We start from the raw sequence: 14777 nt of genomic DNA, 5'->3' as shown, positions 1-14777 counted from the left end.
GAAGCCCTGCTGACCCAGCGGGGCGCCGTCACCCGTATCGCAACCGCCCTCGGCATCTCCACCGCCGCCGTTTCCCAATGGAAGCGCGTGCCGGATGACCGCGTTGCCGAAGTGGCGCGTGCCCTTGGCGTGCCGCCCACCACCATCCGGTCCGACGTGCCGGAGGTGCTGCCCGATACCCCACGCCGCGAAGGATTTTCCCGAGTCATGGCCCAACGGATCCCGCTGCGACGCCGGCGCCGGACGAAGATCATCGCGACGCTGGGGCCGGCATCGTCCTCCGCCGAGGTGATCGAGCGCCTGTTCCGCGCCGGCGCCGATGTGTTCCGGCTGAACTTCTCCCACGGCTCCCACGCCGACCATGCGGAGCGGATCGCCATCATCCGGGCGCTGGAGCAGAAGGTGGACCGGCCGATCGGCATCCTGGCCGACGTCCAGGGCCCGAAGCTCCGGGTGGGCAAGTTCCAGGGCGGGCGGGTGCAGTTGCAGACGGGGCAGAAATTCCGCCTCGACCTCAGTCCCAATCCCGGCGACGTGCGCCGCGTGCAGCTGCCCCATCCCGAGATCATCGAGGCCGCCGGCATCGGCACCACGCTGCTGCTGGATGACGGCAAGCTGCGGCTGCGCGTGCTGCACAAGCGGGAGGATCACCTGGAGACGGAGGTCCTGGTCGGCGGCGCGCTGTCCGACCGCAAGGGCGTGAACGTGCCCGATGTGGTGCTGCCGATCCCCGCGCTGACGGAGAAGGACCGCGCGGACCTCGACTTCGTGCTGGAACAGGGCGTCGAATACATCGGTCTGAGTTTCGTGCAGCGGCCGGAGGATGTGATCGAGGCCAAGGAGATCGCCGCCGGGCGCGCCTGGATCATGGTCAAGATGGAGAAGCCGCAGGCGGTCGAGAACCTGGACGCCATCCTGGCGCTGGCGGATTGCGTGATGGTGGCGCGCGGCGACCTCGGCGTGGAATGCCCGCCGGAGGAAGTGCCGCTGATCCAGAAGCGCATCGTCCGCGCCGCCCGGTCGCTGGGCAAGCCGGTGGTGGTGGCGACCCAGATGCTGGAAAGCATGATCACCGCGCCGTCGCCGACCCGCGCCGAAGCCTCGGACGTGGCGACGGCGGTGTTCGATGGCGCGGACGCTGTGATGCTGTCGGCCGAGACCGCGGCCGGACAGTTCCCCTTCGAGGCCGTCAACATCATGGACCGCATCATCGCCCGCGTCGAAGGCGATCCGGGTTGGCGGACGCTGACGGATGCGGAGCGGCCGGCACCGGAGAAGACCAGCGCCGGCGCCATCGCCGCCGCCGCCCGCCAGGTGGCGCAGACGATCGAGGCGGAGGTCATCGCGACCTTCACCTCCACCGGTTCCACCACGCTCCGCGTGGCGCGGGAAAGGCCGAGCTGCCCGATCATCGGCCTGACCGCGTCCCAGCAGACATCGCGCCGCATGGCGGTGGTGTGGGGCGTGCATCCGCTGATGTCGGTGGAGCCGCATTCGATGACGGACATGGTCGCCAAGGCCATCCGCGCCGCCAGCCAGGAAGGCTTCGCGAAACACGGCGACGAGGTGGTGGTGACGGCGGGCGTGCCCTTCGGCACGCCAGGCACGACGAACGCGCTGCGCGTCGCCGTCGTTAAATAGGAGGATGGTTGACGAAGGCGGGCGGTGCGTCTTCCCTGCGCCCCGCCTGCCAGGAGCCGCGACGATGAACGCCCGACGCCTTGCCCTCGCCCTGCCGCTGCTTGCCGCGCTGTCCTCCCCGGCGCTGGCGCAGCGGGAGGGGACCTATGACGTGACGGGGGTCAACCTCGACGGCACGCCCTATACCGGCCAGGCGCAGATCCGGGCCGCGGGCCTGTCCTCCTTCCTCATCGCCTGGCGCATCGGCGGCGGGGTGGTGGAAGGCGTGGGCTTTGCCTCCGGCCGCACGATCTCCGTCGCCTATGGCCTGGCATCCCGCCCGGGGATGGGGATCTACACCTTGAACCCCGATGGCAGCATGGACGGGGAATGGACCATCATCGGTTCCCCCGCCAATGGGCGGGAAAGGCTGGTGCCGCGGGCCGCAGCACCCGCCGCACCGCCCGCACCCGCACCCGCACCGGCGGCCACGCCACCCGCACCGGCAGCCACGCCGGCGCCGAACTGAGCTACCGCCCCCGAGTTACCTTCCCCTGGCGCGCCTCTCGCCCGCCAGCAGCGCGGCCTTGCGGGGCACGCCCCAGCGATAGCCTGTCAGGTCGCCGCTGGCGCCGATGACGCGGTGGCAGGGCACGGCGAGGGCCACCGGGTTCTGCGCGCAGGCCCGCGCCACGGCGCGCGTCGCGGCGGGTTGGCCCATCGATGCCGCCAGGCCGGAATAGGTACGCGTCTCCCCCAGGGGGATGGCCACCAGCGCCTCCCACACCCGCCGCTGGAAGGCGGTCCCGCGCAGGTCGAGCGGCAAGGCGAGGGCGGCTTCCGGTTCCGCGATGAAGGCCGTGACCTGGCGTATGGTCTCCGCCAGGGCTTCCGGCGCTTCCTCGATCCGGGCCTTCGGGAAGCGCGCGCGGAGGTCGCCTTCGAGGGCGTCCGGCGTCTCGTTGAAGCCGATGAAGCAGATGCCGGCCCCGGTCGCGCCGACCAGCAGCGGGCCCATGGCGCTGTCGGCGCGGGCGATGCGGATCACCTCCCCCTGCCCGCCGCGCCGCGCGGCGCCGGGGGTCATGCCGAGGTGGCGGGCGGTATCCTCATAGACCCGCGATTCGCTGCCGAAGCCGGCGCCCGCCACGGCATCCGCCACGCGGTCCCCGGCGGCGAGGGCGGCCTGCAGGCGGCGGGCGCGGACGCCCTCGGCATAGGAACGGGGCGTGACGCCTGTGATGTCGCGGAACAGGCGGAGGAAATGGTGGCGGGCATAGCCGGCGCGGGCGGCCAGCGCCTCCAGGCTCGGGATGGTTTCGGCGGATTCGATCAGGGCGCAGGCGGCGGCGACGGCATCGGCGTGCAGGCGCGCGCGGTCGCCCCGGGGGTCGCAGCGCTTGCAGGCGCGGAAGCCGGCGGCCTCAGCCGCCGGGACATCGGCGTAGAAGCGGGCATTGCGGCGGAGCGGCGGGCGGGACGGGCAGCCTGGCTTGCAGAAGACGCCCTGCGTCGTGACGGCATAGAGGAAGGGCGCGCCGGCCAGCGCGGGGTCACGCGCCAGGACGGCCTGCCAGCGGAGCGCGTCGGGGTCCAGGGCAGCGTCGGGCATGGCGTCAGGCATGAGGAGGGGGCCTCCGGCGTTCGGTGGCGGGATGTGACGCAATCCGGCGGGCGGGGGCCATCCGGGGGTTGCGGCGGCGCGCGGTGTGGCTTTTTAGCAACTAAGCGCTTTTAGCCCTTTTAGCCCATTTAGACGCGATTCCGGGGTGCATCCGGCAAGCCCGCCCTCACCCCAACCCTCCCCCCCAAACAGGGGGAGAGGGAGCAGGGTCGGCTACAGGGAGGGGTCAGGCCATCGCGCGCGGGGGAACGGGCGATGGTGGAATGGAACATAACAGGAACTATCAGCCTGGCGCCAGCGTTTTCTACAGCGCGTCGCCTTCCGCGCGCCGGGCCAGTTCGCGGCGCCGCTCGGTGCCGCCCGGCATCCTCGGATGCAGCGCCAGCGCCGCATCCAGGCTGCGCAGCGCGCCGGGCAAATCCCCGGCTTCCTCCTGCAACTCCGACAATTGCAGCAGGGCGCCGAAATGGCGGGGCTCCAGGCGAAGCGCCTCCCGCAGGTCGCCCGCCGCGGCCACGCGGTCGCCAAGCCTGGCCTGGGCGCGGGCGCGCAGCAGCCAGGCATCGGCGGCGGCGGGGTCCAGCACCAGGGCGGCGTCGAAATCCTCCAACGCCTCCGCGGCCTCATCCCCCTGCAGGTTGCGCAGGCCGCGGCGGAGCAGCAGGCCCGTGGCCGGCGAAACCGACTGGCTCCAGAGGGCGCGGATGCGGGTTTCCACCAGCTGGCCGCCCTGGGCGTCCGGGGCGGATTTCAGGGCCTCGAACAGCCGGTCCAGTTCCGCGCGGCGCGCCTCCGCCGGGTTGGCGCGGGTGGGCGGCGCGGCGGGCTGCGCCCAAAGGGGGTGCAACGCGGCTGGCGCGGCGAGGAGGAGCAGCAGGGGAAGCGCCAGGCGATGGACCATGGGGGAAGAATTCGGCATCCCCTGCCCCAGACGCAAGCCTTGGGTTGTCGGTTCGGCCCCCGCTGCGTAAAGCGCATCGACCGGCGGAGGAAATCCCACATGACGACAAGACGCGGCATTCTCGGTGCGGCCCTGACGCTGCCCGCCAGCGGCCTCCCCACCGGCACCGCCCTGGCGCAGCCGGCCTGGCCGGAACGGCCGGTGCGCTTCGTCGTCGCCTTCGCCCCTGGCGGATTCGCGGACCTGATCGGGCGGATGCTGGGCGAATACCTGGCCGAGACCTGGCGCCACCCCGTCATCGTCGAGAATCGCGGCGGCGCCGGCGGCAATGTCGCCGCGCAGCAGATCGCGCGCGCCAATGCCGATGGCTACACGGCCCTCGTCACCACCGGCGCCTTCGCCATCAACCCGAGCCTGTCCCGCGCCCCCGGCTACCGGCCGGAGGAATTCGCCGTGGCGGCGGTGGTGGCCGGCACGCCGAACCTCTTCGTGGTGCGGGCCGACAGCCCCGTCCGCACGATGCGGGATTTGGTGGAACTCGGCCGGCGGCGGCCGATCAACTACGGCACCGCGGGCGTCGGCGTCGCCGCCCACCTCTCCGCCGAACTCCTGTTCAAGCGGGAAGGCGGCGTCGATGCGCAGCACATCCCCTTCACCGGCGCGGGCCCCGCGATGCTGGCGCTGCTGGCCGGCACGGTGGACATGGTCGCGACCTCCCTCCCCTCCGCCGTCTCCCAGGTTCAGGGGCGGCAGGCGCGCGGCCTGGCCGTGACCAGCGCCACGCGGAACTCCACGATGATGGACGTGCCGACGGTGGCGGAAGCCGGCTTCCCGCCCATCATCGATGTCGCCTGGGTCGCGGTGCTCTACCCCGCCGCCGTGCCGCCCGCCGTGCTGGCGAAGGTCAACGCCGACGTCCAGCGCGCCATGGCCCTGCCCGCCTTCCAGCAGCGCCTGGCCGCCGCGGGCTTCGACCCGATCGGCGGCAACGTCCAGCAGGCGCAAGCCTATGTGGCGGAGGAAGTGCGCAGCTGGCGGGAAGTGGTGCGCACCATCAACATCCAGATCGACTGACGCCATGCTGATCCGGACGCCGGACGGCGTGACCCTTTTCGCCGATCTGCTGGGCGCGCCAGGCGCCCGGACGGTCTGCCTGGTTCACTCGCTCGGCGCCGATGGCGGCATGTGGGCGGAACAGGTGCCCGTGCTGCTTGCCGCCGGCTATCGCGTGCTGCGGATCGACCTGCGCGGGCATGGTGGCAGCACCGCCTCGCCCGGCGCCTATTCCATGGCGATGCTCGGCAACGACCTGGCCTTCGTGCTGAAGCGCCTCGCCCTCGGCCCGGTCGACTATGTCGGGCTGTCGCTCGGCGGCATGAGCGGCCAGGCGCTGGCGCTGGACCACCCCGGGCTGCTGCGCAGCATCGTCATCTGCGACGCACTGCCGGAATCGCTGCCCAACGCCGACGCCATCTGGGGACCACGCCTGGCCGCGGTGCGGGCGGCGGGATCGGTGCAGCCGGTGGCCCAGGCCACCATCGAACGCTGGCTGACCCCCGCCTTCGCCGCCGCGAACCCCGCCCGCTGGGCGGAGATCCTCGGCACCATCGAAGCCACCACGCCCGATGGCTATTGCGGCTGCGTCGAAGCCATCATGCGGTTCAGCCACGTCGTCCGCCTGCCCAGCCTGGCCCTCCCGACCCTGGTGCTGTGCGGGGAGGACGACCACGCCGTGCCCCCCGCCGAAGGCCAGCGCATCGCCAAGCTGGTGCCGAACGGCCGCTTCACCGCCATCGCCGGCGCCCGCCACCTGCCGAATGTCGAGAAGCCCGGGGACTTCAACCGGGTGTTGCTGGAATGGCTTGGGGGGTGATGGGCTGACGTTGCGCTGGTGAGTTGCGAGGGGCGCTGCCCCTCGCGCTCCCCGCCGAGGGGCAGCGGCCCCTCGGAACCCCCTTCATGGGTGGTGGGATGAGGGGCCCGAACGCGTTCCTGACCCGCGCGCGCGCCGGCCCCTCATCCCACCACCCATCAATATGAGGTCCAGGAGCCCGCTGGCTTCTGGTGGGGGGTGCCGGGGGGCAAAGCCCCCTGGCAAGGCAACCAGCGCAACACCGCCATCACCGCCCCAACGCGATCCCCGCCACCCGGACGATGTCCCGGAACTTCGCGAGTTCGGCCGCCAGGAAGGCGCGGGCATCGGCGGGGGTGTTGGGGGCGGCGGCGTCCACGCCGGCGTTGGCCATGCGTTCGCGCACCTGGGGTTCGGCGAGGGTGGCGTTGACGGCTTCGTTGAGGCGGGTCGTCAGCGCGGCTGGCAGGTTCTTCGGGCCGAGCAGCATGTTCCAGGTGGTGACGTCGAAATCGGCGAGGCCCGATTCCGCGAGGGTGGGGAGGTCCGGCATCAGCGGGTGGCGGGTGCGGCCGGAGATGGCCAGGCCGCGGGAGGTGCCGTCGCGCAGGTGGGGCGCCGCGGAGGCGAGGACTTCGCAGGACCAGTCCACTTCCCCCGCCGCCATGGCGGCGAGGACCTGGGCGCCGCCGCGGTAGGGGATGTGTTCGGAACGCAGCGGGCCGCCAGCCCCGCCGGCTTGGACCCCATTGGCGCGTCCCGCGCGGGCCATGAAGTATTCGCCCGTGAGGTGCCCGATGCCGCCGGCGCCGGAGGTGGCGAAGGACAGGCGCCCGGGTTCGGCGCGCATGGCGGCGATCAGGTCCTGGATGGTGCGGAAGCGCGACCGGCCGGGAACCACGATCACCATCGGACCTCCGCCGAGGATGGCGATCGAGGAAAAATCCTCCAGCGCGTCGTAGGGGGTGGTCTGCGGCAGGGCGGCGGGGTTGGTGCCGTGGGAGGAGGCGGTGGCGACCAGCAGGGTGTGGCCATCGGGGTTGGCGCGCTTGACGACATCGGCGCCGAGGGAGCCGCCGGCGCCGGCGCGGTTCTCGATCACCAGGCGGGCGTTGGGGCCGAGCCGGGGGGCCAGGCGTTCGGCGATGATGCGGGCGGCGATGTCGGTGGAGCCGCCGGGGGTGAAGGGCACGACGAGGGAGATGGGGCGTTCGGGCCAGTTGCCCTGGGCGATTGCCAGGCGGGGCGCGGCCAGCAGGGTGGTGGCGGCGATCAGGGCGCGACGGCGCATGGGCTTCCTCTCGGCTGGTTTTGCGCCGCAGGAAGCCGGGGGGCGCCGGGCTGTCAAGCTTATGCCAGGGGGCGGGACTTCCGGCGGGCCCTGGTGACGGCTGGGGGTTCCGCGCCGCCGGCCATCCAGTCCAGCAGTTCCACCGTGTGCACGGTGGGCATGGTGCCGCCGCTGAGCTGGGTGAGGCAGCCGATATTGCCGGCGGCGATCAGGTCCGCGCGGGTGCGGTCGAGGTTCGACAGCTTCCGGTCGCGGAGCTGTCCGGCGATCTCGGGCTGGAGGATGTTGTAGGTGCCGGCGCTGCCGCAGCAGAGATGGCCTTCCGCCGGTTCCTTCACGGTGAAGCCGGCACGCTTCAGCAAATCCTTGGGCGCGGCCGTGATCTTCTGACCGTGCTGGAGGGAGCAGGCAGAGTGATAGGCGACCGTCAGGCCGGGGGCGGGGCGGGTGGGCGCGTAGCCGAACTTCATGAGCGCCTCGGAGATGTCCATGGCGAGGGTGCTGACGCGCTCCGCCTTGGCGGGCCAGTCGCCGGGCTCCGCGCGGAACATGAAGCCGTAATCCTTGACGGTGGTGCCGCAGCCCGAGGCGTTCACCACGATGCCGTCGAGGTCGCCGGCTTCGGTCCAGGCGGCGATGTTGGCGCGGGCCAGCGCCATGGCGGGGTCGTGGTGGCCCATATGGTGGTCGAGCGCGCCGCAGCAGCCCTGTTCGCGCGTCACCACCACCTCGATCCCCATGCGGGTCAGCAGGCGGATGGTGGCGTCGTTGATGGAGGGGGCGAGGACCTGCTGCGCGCAGCCCGTCAGCAGCGCGACGCGGCCGCGCCGATTCCCCAGTGCCTTGTGGATGCCGGGGCGCTCGAGCGCGCTGGGGGATGGCACGCTGGCAGGCGCCAGTTTCAGCATGGCGCGGAGCCGCTGCGAGGTCATCGACGCGCCCGGGACGAAGCGGGCCAGCGGGCGGGCGAGGGAGGCGCCGAGGAGGGCCAGGCGGAACCGCGCGGGATGGGGCAGCAAAAAGGAGAGCAGGCGGCGCAGCGCGCGCTCCGTCTTCGGGCGTTCGTAGGTTTCCTGGATGTGCCGGCGGGCGTGGTCGACCAGGTGCATGTAGTTCACGCCGGACGGGCAGGTGGTCATGCACGACAGGCAGGAGAGGCAGCGATCGACATGCTTGACCACTTCCGCGGTGGCGGGGCGGTCATTCTCCAGCATGTCCTTGATCAGATAGATGCGGCCGCGGGGGCTATCGAGTTCGTCGCCCAGCAGGGCGAAGGTCGGGCAGGTGGCCGTGCAGAAGCCGCAATGCACGCAGGTGCGGAGGATGCGGTTGCTCTCCGCCATGTCCGGGTCGCGCAACTGTTCGGCGGTGAAATTGGTCTGCATTCCGGCTGTCCCCTGCCCCGTCCCCCTGGGGGGTGGAAGATGGGGCCTCGGGCGCCGCCGGGGAAGCGGGTGGCATGCGGGTTGCGAAGATCACCCGCCCAGGACGGGCGACTTGCAACTTGCGACGCAGGATGCCGTTTTCATGACACTTCTCCATCGACGAAACCAACGCCGGTCCCATATCATTATCGGATCGGAGGAACGCAGAATGCGGAACGACCAAGGCCGGCACAGCCCGGTGACCGCCCAATCCCTGACGGAGTCGCGTATTGCGTGGCTCGGGCCGGTGGAGGCTGCGCGGCAGCAGGCACTGCTCCGGGTGAATGGCGGGGTGAAGGCGGACCGGCGTGATGGCGACCGCCGCCGGGGCGACCGGCGGGACCAGGCAGGACGCTAAGCCCTACGGCCAGCTTGCCCCATCATCCAGCGGGAAGACGGGGCGCGGCAGGCCGGTGAAGGCGAAGCGGGAGAGGACGGGGCTGACCAGGCCGGGGGCATCGACCTCCCAGGTGCGGTCGGGGCCTGCGTAGATATCGAAGCCCGCGCGGAAATGGCCGCGGGACTTCACGACGATGGTGCGGGCGGCGTCCACATCGACGCCCAGCAATTCCAGCATGGCGGGGTCCTGCAATTGCCGGCGGAGCGATCCGACGGCGAGCAGAAGGCCGCTGCCTTCCAGTTCCAGCAGGGCCGAGGGGCCGAGGGTGAAGGCGCGGCCGGCAAGCCCGCCGCGGTGGCCGACGCCATGGCCATCGGACAGGGCGCGGATGCGCGCGGTGGCGCGGAAGGTTTCCGCAAACGGGGACGGGGTGGCATTGGCCACGGCCTCGATCCGCGCGCCCTGCCCGGCGGCATGGGCCACCGCGGCCAGAACCGGATCCACCAGCACGCCGAAGACAACGCCCTTCGCGCCGGATGCGTGGAGCGCAGCCAGCAGCGCGGTGGTGTTGCCGCCGCCACCACCACCGGGGTTGTCCGCGACATCGGCCAGGATCAGGCGCGGGCGGGCGGGGTCGGCGCCGGTCGCGACCGCTTCGGCCACCGCGGCCTCGATGCTGGTCAGGGTGCGGGAGAGGGCGGCGCGGTTGGTCCAGATGGCGGTGGCGAGGCTCTCCGCCGCCGCGCGGGCCTTGGCCCCCTGCCCTGCCCGCGCGGTCGCCCAGACGCAGAGGCCGCATTTCGGGATGTCGGTATAGGCGAAGCCGCCGGTGACGGAGATGCCCATCAGGTCTGGGTCAGCCTGCCGCATCGCGACGCCTTCGCGGATGGCATCGGCGTAGGGGGAACGCTCCGCGGTCAGCAGCGTGACCGTGGGCGGCGTCAGCGGCAGGCGGATGAAATGCGTCTCGGTCTTCTCGCGCGTCGCCAGAAGATGGCGGATGGCGTCGGCGGCCTCCGCGGCGCGTTCGCGCATGTCCACATGCGGGTTGGTGCGGTAGCCGATGAGAAGGTCGGCCAGCGCCACCTGGCGGTCGCTGACATTGCAGTGCAGGTCGAGCGTGCCGACGATCGGTACGTCCGGGCCGAGGCGTTCGCGCAGCAGGGCGAGGATGGCGCCGTCGGTGTCCGGCTCCTCCACCGACCGGCTGGCGCCGTGGCTGCCGACATAGACCGCGTCGATGGGCCCCGCGGCGTCGAGGTGGCGCGCCAGGCGGGCCATGAAGTCGGGAAACAGGCCCGGCTCCATCATGCCGCCGGGGGGCGCGCTGATCATGATGAGGGGCACGGGCTGCCATGGCCCGGTCTCATCCATGCGGCGGTAGAAGCCGGGAACCTCGGCCGGCGTCGCGGAGACGGCGGCGCGGCCGGCCTCGGTGATTGCCGCGCCCTCCACCCAGGACAGCGCCTCGAAATCCTGGCGGGTGGTGAGGGGGGAGAAGGCGTTGACCTCCAGGTGGAGGCCGCAGATGGCGACCCGCGGGCCGGTCACGTCCCGGCCCTCATCCGGCCGGGGTTGAACAGGCCGGCCGGGTCCAGCGCGGCCTTCACGCGGGCGGCGATGGCGGCCAGGGCCGGTGCCTCCGCCGGGATGACGGCGACGGCGGCGCGCAGCGGTTCGGGGCCGCGGAACAGGGTGTGGCTGCCGCGGGCGGCCTGCGTCGCGGCCACCACCGCCTGGTGCGCAGCCTCGGTCGCGGGGCCGGCGACCCAGACCAGGCCGCCGCCCCAATCCAGCAGGGTGCGCGCGCCGAAGGCTTTCGTCAGTGCCGCGACCAGGGCGGGCGCGGCGGAGGGGCGGACGGACAGGCGCCAGATGGCGTCATCGGCCGCGGCGGCCAGCGGTTCGGCATCCCGGACCTGGCGCCAGAGGGCACGGGATTCATCGCCCTCCACCAGCGTGACATCGCCCAGCTTCTCAAGGTCGGCGCGCAGGCGGCCGGACCGGTAGGTGACGGATTCGGAAAAATCCTCGAGGCGCAGGAGGGCGCTCAGGCTGTCCGGCAGCAGGGCGGCGCCGGTGATGCCATAGGGGCTGGTGAGGCCGGCGCTCAGCGCGCGGATGCCGGCGGCCAGGTCGGGGACCGAGACCTTGAGGGTGGCGGTGGCCTCGGTCGCGGGCAGGACCTTCATCGTGATCTCGGTCAGCACGCCCAGCGTGCCGTGGCTGCCGGCCAGCAGCTTGCAGAGGTCGAGGCCCGTGACGTTCTTCAGCACGCGGCCGCCGCTGCGCACCACCTCCCCGCGCCCGTTCACGAAGCGGATGCCGAGCAGATGGTCCCGCACCGATCCCGCATTGATGCGGCGGGGGCCGGAGAGGTTGGTGGCGACGGTGCCGCCGAGGGTCGCGGGCTGCGTGCCGCCGAAGATGGCGCGCACATCGATGGGCTCCGGCGCCAGCATCTGGCCACGCTCCGCCAGCACCGCCTCGATCTCCGGCAGGGGCGTGCCGGCGCGGGCGGAGAGCACCATCTCCGTCGGCTTGTAGAGGGTGATGCCGGAGAGGTTGCGGGTGGAGAGCGTCTGCGCGGCCTGGACGGGGCGGAGCAGGCCGCGCTTCGATCCATTGCCCTCGATCGCCAGCGGCGCGCGCGCCGCCAGCACGGCGGCGACGATGCCGGCCTCGGTATCCGGCGCGTTCACTGGGGAAGGGCTTCCAGCGGGAAGACCTTGTGCGGGTTCAGCAGCCAGGCGGGGTCGAAGGCCGTCTTGATGGCGCGCTGCTGGTCCAGTTCATGCGGCTGGAACTGGACATGCATGAGGTCCCGCTTCTCCACGCCCACACCGTGCTCGCCCGTCAGGCAGCCGCCGACCTCGACGCAGAGCTTGAGGATATCGGCACCGAAATCCTCCGCGCGCCGGAAGCTGTCGGGGTTGTTGGCGTCGAACATGATGAGCGGATGGAGGTTGCCGTCGCCGGCGTGGAAGACGTTCGCGACCTGCAACCCGTATTGCACGCTCATCTCCCCGATCCGCTTGAGCACGAAGGGGAGTTCGCCGGTCGGGATGGTGCCGTCCATGCAAAGATAGTCGGGCGAGATGCGGCCGACCGCGCCGAAGGCGCCCTTGCGGCCCTTCCAGATCGCCATGGATTCCTCGGCGCTGGTGGCGACCTTCAGGCTGATCGGGTCGAAGCGGGCGCAGATCTCCTTGATTCGGTTCAGAAGGAAATCCTGTTCGGCGACGCTGCCCTCGACCTCGATGATCAGCATCGCTTCCGCGTCCAGCGGGTAGCCGGCATGGGCGAAGGCCTCGCAGGCATGGATGCAGGGCTTGTCCATGAACTCCAGCGCCACGGGGATGATGCCGCTGCCGATGATGGCGTCCACCGCGGCGCCGGCGATTTGCGTGCCCTTGAAGGCGGCGAGCATGGCCCGCGCGCCTTCCGGCCCGCGCAGGATGCGGACGGTGACTTCGGTGACGATGCCGAGCATGCCCTCGCTGCCCGTCATCAGGCCGAGCCAGTCATAGCCGGCGGTATCCAGGTGATCGCCGCCGACCTCGACGATCTCGCCCTCCGGCGTCACCAGCTTGAGGCCCAGCAGGTTGTTGGCGGTGACGCCATACTTCAGGCAATGCGCGCCGCCGGAGTTCATGTTGACGTTGCCGCCGATCATGCAGGCCAGCTGGCTCGACGGATCGGGCGCGTAGAAGAAGCCCTCATGCTCCACCGCCTTGGTGATGCCGAGGTTGGTGACGCCGGCTTCCACCACCGCCAGGCGGTCGTCGAAATCGATCTCCAGGATGCGGTTCATGCGCATCAGGCCGATGACCACCGCATCCTCCAGCGGGAGCGCACCGCCCGACAGGGACGTGCCGGCGCCGCGGGGGACCACGCGGATGCCCTGCTGGTGGCAGTAGCGCATCACGGCCGCCACCTGCTCCGTCGTCGTCGGCAGCACCACCGCCAGCGGCGGCTGGCGATAGGCGGAAAGGCCATCGGTCTCGTAGGGCTTGAGGCGGGTTTCGTCGCCGATCACACCCTCACCGGGGATGAAGGCGCGGAGTGCGGCGATGATCTCTTCGCGCCGGGCGAGGATACCGGGCTTCGGCGGCGGCAGCGCGATCATGGCGACCTCTGTTTCCCGTGGAGCAGCTTCTGGGGGGCGTTCTGGTTGCCCCGAAGATGGCGGCGCGGCGCGCTTGCGGCAAGCGGGCGGGCATGCCTCCCTTGACCGTTGCGTAACCGGGCCATGGCAGGACAGGTGCGCCAATGGAACGAGGAGGCACCATGCGACGAGTGATCTTTGCGGCCGCGGCCCTGGCGCTGCCGATGCTGGCAAGCCCCACCGCGGCGCAGCGCGCGGGCTTCTATGCGGTCGAAGGCGTGGGCGGGGATGGCACACGCTACACTGGCGCGGTGCAGTTCACACCCACGGGCCCGCAGACCTGGCGGCTGTCCTGGCGCGTGGGCGGGGAGACGATCAACGGCATCGGCGTGTCCAACGGCAAGGTGCTGGCCGTGGCCTACACGCAGGGCGGCACGCTCGGCGCCGTGCTGTACGAAATCGGGCCGGACGGGACGATGCTGGGCAGTTGGACCGCGGGGCGGGAGGGTGGCCTCGGCACCGAACGGCTGATCCCGCGCTGAGGCGGGCCAGCCCGGACGACGGAAAACCGCGCCGGGTTGCCCCGGCGCGGCTTTCAGAACCCCACGAAAGCATCCCCGGGCTTGTAGCCCGAGGCGCGCAGCCTCAGCCCTGGCGGGCCTTCAGGCGCGGGTTCTTCTTGTTCAGCACGTAGACGCGGCCCTTGCGGCGAACCAGGAAGCAGTTCTTGTCGCGGGTCTTGGCGGTCTTGAGGCTGTTGCGGATCTTCATGGTCGTGGTCCTGGTGGGGTGCGGCGGGATAGGCGGCGAGGGCGGGACTGTCAACCTTGCGGCCTCCGCCGGGCGCCCCCGCGCGGGGCACGAAGTGCCATGAAATGGTTTCGGGCATCGAAAGAGCTACGATCCCTGGCAGCGGTTCGATCGGCCGCTCGGCCGGGGGAAGAGCGAATGGGCGGAACGGGATCAACCGGGCTGGATGGCGTGTTGCCGGCCGGCTTCAACGCCTCGCTGGAGACGCCGAAGGACCCCGCCGCGCTGGCCAAGCTGAAGGAGGCCTGCGGTAAGGCCTTCAAGGATCACAACGGCTCCTGCTCCCACGCCGTCAACGCCATCGTGCGGACGATGCTGGGGCTGACCGAGGCGGCCTGGCCGCAGCGCCAGGCCAATGGCCTGGTGGCCTTCCTGGTGACGAGCACGGATTGGGCGGCGGTGACGCTGGACCGGGCCTATGAACTGGCCTTGCAGGGCGTGCCGGTGGTGGGCGGCAAGGCGGAGACGGGCAACAGGAGCGGCCACGTCAGCATCGTCTATCCCGGGATTCGCAAGGCGCGGGGCGGCTACAGCTTCACGGACAAGACGGGCGTGGTGAAAAGCGTGGCGGTGAAGGGGTCCTACCCGCTGGCGCTGTCCACCTCGCTCGGGGATTGGCCGGGGGCGAAGAGCAACGGGGACAAGACGGTGTGGGACCCCTGGGGGAATGATGACGCCTTCGCGCTGGTGACGTTCTGGGCGCCGGCGAAGGCGGCGGCCGGGAAGCCGGATATCAGCGGGATGCTGCGGAAGGGCGGGCCGCGCTACGGGTGACGGCGTGATGGGGAAGGCGCTGCCTTCCCCATA

General features: G+C 71.4%; 15 protein-coding genes. 7 read left to right on the top strand and 8 right to left on the bottom strand.

Annotated elements, in window-relative coordinates:
* Positions 1–207: 207 nt before the first annotated feature.
* Both pyk and ACTIE5_RS14285 read left to right on the top strand, forming a co-directional pair.
* On the top strand, positions 208–1641 hold the full coding sequence (gene pyk, locus ACTIE5_RS14290; RefSeq protein ID WP_439550396.1) for a pyruvate kinase: 1434 nt from the start codon (positions 208–210) through the stop codon (positions 1639–1641).
* 64 nt (positions 1642–1705) lie between these two features.
* A complete protein-coding gene (locus ACTIE5_RS14285; RefSeq protein WP_439550358.1) occupies positions 1706–2149 on the top strand; it encodes a hypothetical protein in 444 nt (147 codons plus the stop codon).
* A 15-nt stretch (positions 2150–2164) separates the two neighbouring features.
* Here ACTIE5_RS14285 and ada read toward each other — a convergent pair whose 3' ends face one another.
* Both ada and ACTIE5_RS14275 read right to left on the bottom strand, forming a co-directional pair.
* Positions 2165–3232, bottom strand: coding sequence for a bifunctional DNA-binding transcriptional regulator/O6-methylguanine-DNA methyltransferase Ada (gene ada / locus ACTIE5_RS14280; RefSeq protein WP_439550357.1), 1068 nt, complete (start codon positions 3230–3232; stop codon positions 2165–2167).
* A 316-nt stretch (positions 3233–3548) separates the two neighbouring features.
* On the bottom strand, positions 3549–4145 hold the full coding sequence (locus ACTIE5_RS14275; RefSeq protein ID WP_439550356.1) for a hypothetical protein: 597 nt from the start codon (positions 4143–4145) through the stop codon (positions 3549–3551).
* A gap of 99 nt (positions 4146–4244) precedes the next feature.
* Between ACTIE5_RS14275 and ACTIE5_RS14270 the strand changes: the two genes are divergently transcribed.
* Positions 4245–5219, top strand: coding sequence for a Bug family tripartite tricarboxylate transporter substrate binding protein (locus tag ACTIE5_RS14270; RefSeq protein WP_439550355.1), 975 nt, complete (start codon positions 4245–4247; stop codon positions 5217–5219).
* A gap of 28 nt (positions 5220–5247) precedes the next feature.
* Positions 5248–6018, top strand: coding sequence for an alpha/beta fold hydrolase (locus tag ACTIE5_RS14265; protein WP_439550354.1), 771 nt, complete (start codon positions 5248–5250; stop codon positions 6016–6018).
* Between the two features lie 247 nt (positions 6019–6265).
* Here the strand turns inward: ACTIE5_RS14265 and ACTIE5_RS14260 are convergent, their stop codons facing one another.
* Together ACTIE5_RS14260 and glcF are read right to left on the bottom strand one after the other, a co-directional pair.
* Positions 6266–7288: a Bug family tripartite tricarboxylate transporter substrate binding protein gene (locus ACTIE5_RS14260; protein WP_439550353.1), complete on the bottom strand. Its 1023-nt coding sequence runs from the start codon at positions 7286–7288 to the stop codon at positions 6266–6268.
* A 59-nt stretch (positions 7289–7347) separates the two neighbouring features.
* Positions 7348–8673, bottom strand: coding sequence for a glycolate oxidase subunit GlcF (gene glcF / locus ACTIE5_RS14255; RefSeq protein WP_439550352.1), 1326 nt, complete (start codon positions 8671–8673; stop codon positions 7348–7350).
* Between the two features lie 208 nt (positions 8674–8881).
* Here glcF and ACTIE5_RS14250 point away from each other — a divergent pair, with 208 nt between their 5' ends.
* Complete coding sequence (locus ACTIE5_RS14250; RefSeq protein WP_439550351.1) at positions 8882–9070, top strand: hypothetical protein; 189 nt, start codon at positions 8882–8884, stop codon at positions 9068–9070.
* A gap of 3 nt (positions 9071–9073) precedes the next feature.
* Here the strand turns inward: ACTIE5_RS14250 and ACTIE5_RS14245 are convergent, their stop codons facing one another.
* Genes ACTIE5_RS14245 through ACTIE5_RS14235 form a run of 3 tightly spaced genes read right to left on the bottom strand, consistent with a single transcriptional unit; the run spans position 9074 to position 13181 of the window.
* Positions 9074–10603: a M81 family metallopeptidase gene (locus ACTIE5_RS14245; RefSeq protein WP_439550350.1), complete on the bottom strand. Its 1530-nt coding sequence runs from the start codon at positions 10601–10603 to the stop codon at positions 9074–9076.
* Positions 10600–11754 carry a glycolate oxidase subunit GlcE gene (gene glcE / locus ACTIE5_RS14240; RefSeq protein ID WP_439550349.1) on the bottom strand — a complete coding sequence of 385 codons (1155 nt, stop codon included), beginning with the start codon at positions 11752–11754 and terminating at the stop codon, positions 10600–10602. The genes ACTIE5_RS14245 and glcE overlap by 4 nt, the downstream gene beginning before the upstream one ends.
* Positions 11751–13181, bottom strand: a complete 1431-nt coding sequence (locus ACTIE5_RS14235; RefSeq protein WP_439550348.1) for an FAD-linked oxidase C-terminal domain-containing protein — start codon at positions 13179–13181, stop codon at positions 11751–11753. The genes glcE and ACTIE5_RS14235 overlap by 4 nt, the downstream gene beginning before the upstream one ends.
* Before the next feature lie 161 nt (positions 13182–13342).
* On the opposite strand from ACTIE5_RS14235, the gene ACTIE5_RS14230 reads away from it, so the two are divergent.
* On the top strand, positions 13343–13702 hold the full coding sequence (locus tag ACTIE5_RS14230; RefSeq protein ID WP_439550347.1) for a hypothetical protein: 360 nt from the start codon (positions 13343–13345) through the stop codon (positions 13700–13702).
* Positions 13703–13805: 103 nt separating this feature from the next.
* On the opposite strand, the gene ykgO is transcribed toward ACTIE5_RS14230, so the two are convergent.
* Entirely contained in the window at positions 13806–13931 is a 126-nt protein-coding gene (ykgO, locus tag ACTIE5_RS14225; RefSeq protein ID WP_092961043.1) for a type B 50S ribosomal protein L36, read from the bottom strand.
* Between the two features lie 177 nt (positions 13932–14108).
* On the opposite strand from ykgO, the gene ACTIE5_RS14220 reads away from it, so the two are divergent.
* Entirely contained in the window at positions 14109–14744 is a 636-nt protein-coding gene (locus tag ACTIE5_RS14220; RefSeq protein ID WP_439550346.1) for a hypothetical protein, read from the top strand.
* The last annotated feature ends 33 nt before the right edge of the window (positions 14745–14777 follow it).

Origin of the sequence: Falsiroseomonas sp., from assembly GCF_051859025.1 — a bacterium.
Classification (GTDB): Bacteria; Pseudomonadota; Alphaproteobacteria; order Acetobacterales; family Acetobacteraceae; genus Falsiroseomonas.
Note: the sequence above shows the minus strand (reverse complement) of the source record. Positions and strands in the feature narration are given on the sequence as shown.

Excerpts from the sequence above, each read along its gene's own strand:
- ACTIE5_RS14230 (WP_439550347.1), top strand. The coding sequence starts at position 13,343 with ATGCGACGAGTGATCTTTGCGGCCGCGGCCCTGGCGCTGCCGATGCTG.
- ACTIE5_RS14250 (WP_439550351.1), top strand. The coding sequence starts at position 8,882 with ATGCGGAACGACCAAGGCCGGCACAGCCCGGTGACCGCCCAATCCCTG.
- glcF (WP_439550352.1), bottom strand. The coding sequence starts at position 8,673 with ATGCAGACCAATTTCACCGCCGAACAGTTGCGCGACCCGGACATGGCG.
- pyk (WP_439550396.1), top strand. The coding sequence starts at position 208 with ATGGCCCAACGGATCCCGCTGCGACGCCGGCGCCGGACGAAGATCATC.
- ACTIE5_RS14270 (WP_439550355.1), top strand. The coding sequence starts at position 4,245 with ATGACGACAAGACGCGGCATTCTCGGTGCGGCCCTGACGCTGCCCGCC.
- ACTIE5_RS14220 (WP_439550346.1), top strand. The coding sequence starts at position 14,109 with ATGGGCGGAACGGGATCAACCGGGCTGGATGGCGTGTTGCCGGCCGGC.
- ACTIE5_RS14285 (WP_439550358.1), top strand. The coding sequence starts at position 1,706 with ATGAACGCCCGACGCCTTGCCCTCGCCCTGCCGCTGCTTGCCGCGCTG.
- ACTIE5_RS14260 (WP_439550353.1), bottom strand. The coding sequence starts at position 7,288 with ATGCGCCGTCGCGCCCTGATCGCCGCCACCACCCTGCTGGCCGCGCCC.
- ykgO (WP_092961043.1), bottom strand. The coding sequence starts at position 13,931 with ATGAAGATCCGCAACAGCCTCAAGACCGCCAAGACCCGCGACAAGAAC.
- ACTIE5_RS14235 (WP_439550348.1), bottom strand. The coding sequence starts at position 13,181 with ATGATCGCGCTGCCGCCGCCGAAGCCCGGTATCCTCGCCCGGCGCGAA.
- ACTIE5_RS14275 (WP_439550356.1), bottom strand. The coding sequence starts at position 4,145 with ATGGTCCATCGCCTGGCGCTTCCCCTGCTGCTCCTCCTCGCCGCGCCA.
- ada (WP_439550357.1), bottom strand. The coding sequence starts at position 3,232 with ATGCCCGACGCTGCCCTGGACCCCGACGCGCTCCGCTGGCAGGCCGTC.